Annotated in this window: 3 protein-coding genes; all 3 read left to right on the top strand. The window is 39.5% G+C overall.

What is annotated here, in order from left to right:
- Nucleotides 1-2,696, top strand: a 2,696-nt coding sequence (locus F6K38_RS32085; protein ID WP_287359120.1) for a Tc toxin subunit A-related protein, incomplete at its 5' end; no start/stop codon positions are given.
- A 90-nt stretch (nt 2,697-2,786) separates the two neighbouring features.
- On the top strand, nt 2,787-4,913 hold the full coding sequence (locus F6K38_RS32080; protein ID WP_287359118.1) for a hypothetical protein: 2,127 nt from the start codon (nt 2,787-2,789) through the stop codon (nt 4,911-4,913).
- Between the two features lie 92 nt (nt 4,914-5,005).
- On the top strand, nt 5,006-6,964 hold the full coding sequence (locus F6K38_RS32075; RefSeq protein WP_287359115.1) for a hypothetical protein: 1,959 nt from the start codon (nt 5,006-5,008) through the stop codon (nt 6,962-6,964).
- The last annotated feature ends 201 nt before the right edge of the window (nt 6,965-7,165 follow it).

The following is a 7,165-nucleotide window of genomic DNA, read 5'->3' as shown; positions in this document are numbered from 1 at the left end:
GAACAGAAATGCCTGATAAAACCGATTTGACGGATTTGAAAAAATTGCCTACAGAATCAGCAATTACCACTCTGAAAACGCCTGTTGATGCTCTGGTGAAAGATAACCCTAATGCCAAAGCTTTAGCTGAAACCTTGGAGATAGTCAAACGACTTCCGATCAGGTATGGATTTATGGTACCCGATGAAACCAGCATTCAGCCGCAAATCCAAGCCTACCTGAAAGATCCCTTCGACCCTCATGCCATTGCCCGACTCAGACGGATTGCCTATCGACGCACCACAGTGATGGCCTATATCGATAATCTGATCGACTGGGGGGATCAACTGTTCCGTCAGTACACCAGGGAGAGTATCAACGAAGCCCGGATGCACTATATCTTAGCTTACGATCTCCTCGGACAAAAACCTGAAAATACCGGCACCAGACTATTGTCTGACTCAAAACCCTTTGGCCGTGATGGCAACAATAAAATTGAAGGCATTCATGATCAAGGCGCGGAGGCAGATAGCAGTCAATATGACTTTTTGTTTGATGTGAGTAGGAAGGACCCAGATCAAAAGAGTCTAACCTTCGCAGCTAATATTCATAGCTCAGTTACTCAACCCTACTTCTATATCCCCGAAAATCAAAATTTAATTGACTATTGGGACCGGATTGAAGACCGGCTGTATAAAATTCGCCATAGCCTAAATATAATGGGCATTAAGCAACCCTTGCCCTTGTTCCAACCTCCCATTGACCCCATGGCTTTAGTACGGGCGGTAGCAGGTGGTGGTGGCATCGGTGGCGCGATCGCAGGATTGTCTGTTGCTGTACCTCATTATCGCTTCAACTTTATGTTGAATAAAGCGCGAGAGTTGGTAGGTAAACTCAATCAATTCGGTGGGGATTTGTTGGGAGCGATCGAAAAGAAAGATAGTGAAGCCCTGAGCTTGTTACAAAATCGTCATGAGAAGGAAATTCTCGAAGTTACGAGCCGGATTAAGGAAGCGCAATTAAATGATGCACTGGAGAACTTGAAATCCCTTGAAGAAAACAAGAAAAGTGCTGAAGGGCAACTTGAGCATTATAACAATCTGATTGATCAAGGAATGATTGCTTCAGAAATAGTTCAAATTGCCATGATGACCGCATCAGCTTATATGAACTATGGAATTTCCGGTCTCAAATTTGCAGCAGCGATTAGTGGGGCATCGCCAGAAGTAGCTGTTGGTCCTCCATTTGCCTCTTATATTGAGCACGGCGGTATGCACTTAAGTGACATATTAACTACGACTGCTGATGGTATATCGTCTATTTCGGAAGCAATAAATATGGGAGGTGAGATTGCAGGTCTATTTGCCCAGTATCAACGCACAAAAGAGGATTGGGAGTTACAACAAACAATGGCTGAAAGTGAAATCAAGCAACTGGAAGCCCAAATCGAAGGAGCCAAATATCAAATCGCAGTCGCAAGGCTAGAGATACAGTCAACCGAAAAGGAGATCAAACAAAATGAATCAATGAAACGCTTTATGACCAGCAAATTCTCCAACGAACAGTTGTATCAATGGATGACCAGCAAGCTCTCAGGTTTGTTCTTCCAAACCTATAAGCTAGCCCATGACATGGCAAAATCAGCGGAGAAAGCCTATCAATTCGAGCGCGGTCTTAAAGAGAGTGAGGTATCGTTCATTGGCGGAATGTATTGGGACAGCTTGCGGAAAGGTTTACTCAGTGGTTATTCCCTAGGCCATGACCTGGACCGCATGGAGAAGGCTTATATAGATACCAATAGCCGTTCTTTAGAAATCGGGAAACATATTTCCTTGGCGGAGCTGGACCCCATGGCCTTTATTCAATTGAAAACCAAAGGCACTTGTGAGTTCAACCTCTCCGAAGCCTTATTCGATTACGACTTCCAAGGGCACTATAACCGACAAGTTAAAACGATTGCCATTGAAATCGATGCGGGTGAAGGAAAAACCGTGAATGCCACCTTAACTCAACTCCGTCATAAAACAGTGATGGAACCAGACGTGAAAGCGGTGAAATACTTACTGAATCCCAAAGGTAAGGAACCGATGTCAATCCGCAGCGATTGGCGCACCACTCAGCAAATAGCCTTGGGTGACATAGGAGAATATGACGAACCGAACGGTTTATTTGAACTGCGATTAGATGATGAACGTTTCCTTCCCTTTGAAGGAACAGGTGCGGTATCAACCTGGCGATTAGAGTTAAGCGGTAAGCGTGGCAGCTACAACTTGAACGAACTGAATAAGGTGACTATCAAGTTGAAGTACACTGCCCTTAATGGCGGTAACTCATTCGCCAGTGCGGTGAAGGGGATGTTAAAGCCCTATCCCACAGCTGTTTATATAAATATGGCGGAAACATTTCCTCAAGAATGGCAGACGTTTATTAGTGACGAAACTGAAGAACTCGACATTATGGTCAAGCGGGAGATGTTGCCCAATTTATCAGGTAGTAAAATTACTGGTTTGGTGCCTCATTATGAAATGCAAGGGGAAGGGCAGGTGAGTTTAATTATGAATGATGATACTGACCTTACCCTGAAGCATGGCAAGTTTAATGAAGCCAATGGGTTGATGATACGAAGCTCGGGTGCGACTTGGAACTTTAAAGTGAAAGGGGATAAGAAGAGCTTAAGTAATTTGGGGTTGGTTGTGATGTATAAGGCGGTTGTTTAATTGATTTAGGTTGAATTAATTGGTTGTTTAACCGCCTAGTGTATCAACTTTCATTAACAAAATAATGAGTGTAAGGAATTGTAAAATAAAATGACGAAAAAAAAGAATGGCACAAAGAAAAACAGAATAGCTGTCCAACAATCATCTGGCAGAGATAGCTGGGTGGACGGAAAAATATTGTTAACTAGAGAAGGATTAGAGCTTACTCAACCTGGAAGCGAAACTAATCACTCGTTTGAAAGTTCTCATGCTAATACTTCTATAACAGGCAAGAGAAAATCGGATAAAGCAAGAATTGATGCGTTGAAACAAGCGTTTAGAGCAAATCCCAATCTTGAAATTAAGGATACCATGCCACCAGAATTTGTAGCATGGGTACGGAAACAGAGAACTAATGCTGAAGAAGATACTGATGGGCGAGACATTGAGGAAAAAGAATTACGTGATAGGCAGGAGGTTGAAACAGAGTTCAGGGATGAAATTGAAAGGCAAACGCTGGTAGCGGACGAGGCTAGTGGCAGAAATATAGAGCAAGAACTAGAGATTGAAAACCAAGGGCTGCAGAATAGTCTAAGAAATGAAACTGAACAATCCAAGCTTAGAGAAGAGCAGCGAAGAGAGTTTGAGCAAAATGAGCTGGATCGTAGAGATGCTCTTATTCTTGAAGAAAGGCGTGCTAGGCAGGAGCTAGAAGAAGAATTTTCTTTGGGGGAAGCCCTCGTAAGGATAACTGATGACGAAGCGCGAGAGATATTAAGTGGATTGGAAAATATATATGACACAGAGGGTTTGGAAGCGCTGATAAGGAGGTTTCAAGAACATGAAAATGAGCTATCACTTTTAAACGACGAATACGATAGACTTATTACTGAATATGGTCAGGATACTTTGACTGCAATGGAAACTGCACTGGCGTTAGAACAAAAATTTAAAGAAAAGCAAATTATTGAACGTGCTGAGAAAAAAAGGATAGAGCGAAGAAAGAAATTAGATGATTTAGATCAGTTCGTGAGAAACTCTGAGATGGGTAAAAATGAACAGGACTATATTAGGCAAAAGATTTTGCTGGTAAAGTATTCCCCCGATATAGATTTTGAAAAAAAATATGCTGATTTGCGTAAAGAAGTTGGTATGTTTTCTTACTTTCATAATAAAACCGGAAAAGTTCCAGCATCAAGAAAAAACTATTGGGCTCAGCTCAAGGATGAAATAAGTAGAATTGATGAGATTTATGGTTTGAATGATAATGAAAAAGATGCATTAAAAGAACGCGACCAAACATTAACTATTGGGGAAATTGGGCATTCGGTAGATACTATTAAGCAAAAGTTAGAAGAATTACAACAAGTTGATAAAGAAGTATCGGAAAAAATCTTAGAGCTTATGAAAGATATAGATAATTATTTTAGTGCCAGAACACCGGAAGGTGTCGCACAAACGCCATTTGCGGCAATCACTAACTATATGTCCGATGACCAAGCAGTTAAAAAAATAGCGGCTTGGGGAAATCCCGGAATAAATCTCCTCGGAGACCTAGGGAACCTACTGGTTTTAGGTAAGCAATTTATGGAAAGTGATTCTGCAGGTATTGACATAATAGATGCTGCTGGAACTTTCGCGACGGCTACGGCAAATAGTTCCGGTATGGCAAAGGAGATTTTGACAAGAACTGGTGAAGGTAGTGCGTCTGCGGCGGGAATGGTTTCCACCCTCGCTGGTGGGGTGGGCGCTAGTATTTACGCAGCATATCGATCCTATGACGTTGTATCCATAGCAGCTAGAAAGCAAGAAATCAGTAAAATTTCACACCATTGGTTAAGGACGATTTTAACTGAGCGGACAGATCGCCGTATTGAGAAAAGTTCGCTTGCAGCTTTGGGTGGTGCGATGGGTACTATTGGAGCAATACTCGCATTGACAGGCCCACCTGGATTGGCCTTAAATCTCGTTATGGCTGCCAGCTATACCATTGCTATTGGATTAATGACTAACAGTGTTAAAAGTAAATTTGATACTTCCAAAATTGGTAGGGTTGCCATAGTAGATGCAATTCTTCAAATATTGGTTAGTAATGAGAGTACTTCAGAGGAAAAGAAACAGATTTTAATTGCTCTAGGAATAAAAAAAAATAGGGAAAAACTTATTACAGAGTTAAAATCTGCTAACCCAATAAAGGCGTACGAGAAGATATATGATTCTATTAAAACTTCGCAGTGATCTAATCACATACTCTCTAGGATGCGGGGTCGGAGAACCATTAATGCAACTAGTAGTAGAGTTTATCGTTTTGAAAAACATGGAGGAAGGAAATGAAAGAAGGTAAGGGCATTATAGCCAAAAGAAGAGCGCATGAGTTAAAGCTTTCGCAAGGAAAGAAATTAGAGAGGCCCGGAAAAATATTGCTTTCAAAAAAGGTTATTAGGGATGGAAAGGGTAATTTGAATGGTTCGGATATTTCAAAATTACCTGATTTTAAAAAGAACCTTTTGTCAAAGGTCCCTGATTTTGGAATTGAGGATGTCAAAAAAGAATATTCAGATCAAATTAATTATAAAGATAAAGATGTACTTAACTATGTAACTAAAGAAGATGTGGAGCTGTTTTTAAGCAAAAATGATAATGCTGATTTAAATGGCTTTCTAGAAGATGAGGTTATTTTGTTACTTAAAGGATATAGTAAGGAATTTATAAATAACATAAAGACAGAGGAAGGATGGGAGGAGGTAATAAGAGAACTGACTAAATTACATAAACAAGAAAGTGAAGATAAGAAACAGTGGCTAAGAGAAGATATTTCAAGATTAAACGAAATGATTATAGAAATCTTGGATTCAGGTAAAACGGACTTTGTTGAAAAATACACTAAACTTGAGGATTTTATTCAAGGTAGGATCGACTTATCTCGTAGCCAAGGTTATTATGACCTGTCCGAACTGTGGATCGAGAAATTGCAATTGCTTAGTAGTATACATAGAAAAACTAATTTTGAATACTTAAAAATCAATCATGTAAGAGTAGAAGATAAAACAATAGACAATAAAATAGAAAAGGCTAGAGAATTTTATCGTAAACTTGATACTACTATTAAAAATTCAGCGTGGATGGATAATGATCGGAAAAATATGCTGAGATACTTAATATCCAAAGCCATGCATTCAAATAAATACACCTTTTTCTCAGAGAGCAAAGAAATTGTAAAGTTTATCAATCAACAAAAACTATCTTCTGGACTAGATATACGTACATCAACAAAAGGATGGGCTAATCTAGCAAATCAGATACAAGATGCAGCAAACACAAAATTCTTGAAAGGTGACGAAATTGAAGCTAACGAATATCGCGAATCTGTGTATTATACTGATCAACTCAAAAATGCGACAGATAATTTGAAGCAGTACCTCGAACAACCAGGAGATCCTTCTAAAAAAGCAAAAATTAGAGGTGTAGTTCAGGATGTTGGAAAGTTTCTGGGAGGAAAAGCAGAGAAAAATATAGCAGGAAAAATAATTACTAAAATTAATCAAATTGTCGATGACAAAAGCTTCAAGGAAAGCTCTAAATATTCTACATCAGGATTAAGTATAATTGGAGACATGGCAAATATTGGCTTGATGTTAGAAAAAATAGTTCAAAGCGGGCGGATAACGCCGCAAAACATCGAAAATTTAGCTAGTGATTCTACTAGCATATCAGCGGGCGTATCTTCAATAATAAAAGAAGCGGGGAAACATGGAGCCGAAAATGCTGGAGAAGCAGCTACAGGATTGGTGCCAGCGGTAGGCGGTGTATCTGCAGTAATGAGAGGACATGATTTCGTGACCCAGGTTAATTTAATGGGTAAAACAGAGGAAATAGCAGATCCTTGGGTGCGTGATATTATCCTCGAACGCCAACAGAGAAGAGCTACAAGAGATCTTCTCTGGTCTGTTGGAGGTGCTCTTGGTTTAATAGGTGGAATACTTGCAGCTGTGGGAACAGGAGGCGCTGCTGTTCCTCTGTTGGCTGCCGCAGGAACAGCTATAAACACAGCTATGATTAAAGAGAAAGTTGTTTCAAAAAGTTTTAATAAAAGTAAGTTGGGTAGAGTTAAAGTCGCAGAGTCGATCGTTCAAGTGCTAATGGACAAAAGTGTAGATCGTGAAGAAAAGAAAAAAATATTAAGGTCATTAGGTATTACTGACAAAGATAAAATATTAGATAATCTAAATGATGCTACATCGATAACCTTGTATCAACAAATATATGAAAAATTAAAAACTTGGAGATAACCCTCATCGGAAAAATTACCAATAGTATAAAAGCAAGTCTATATATAACATAATATTCAATAAAAATTAGCACAATATATGTCACTCTCAAGTAAAGTCAAAAAAATCCGCAAGAAAAAAACAGATGCTAAGAAAGCGAAAGCGTCTTCAAAAGCCTCTTCTGATTCTTCCAACTCCCAATCCCAAGGAAAAATAAATCCG

Source organism: Moorena sp. SIO3B2 (assembly GCF_010692525.1).
GTDB classification, from domain to species: Bacteria; Cyanobacteriota; Cyanobacteriia; order Cyanobacteriales; family Coleofasciculaceae; genus Moorena; species Moorena producens.
Note: the sequence above shows the minus strand (reverse complement) of the source record. Positions and strands in the feature narration are given on the sequence as shown.

What these genes read in the sequence shown, in the direction of transcription:
- F6K38_RS32080 (WP_287359118.1), top strand. Translation starts at nt 2,787, where the DNA reads ATGACGAAAAAAAAGAATGGCACAAAGAAAAACAGAATAGCTGTCCAA.
- F6K38_RS32075 (WP_287359115.1), top strand. Translation starts at nt 5,006, where the DNA reads ATGAAAGAAGGTAAGGGCATTATAGCCAAAAGAAGAGCGCATGAGTTA.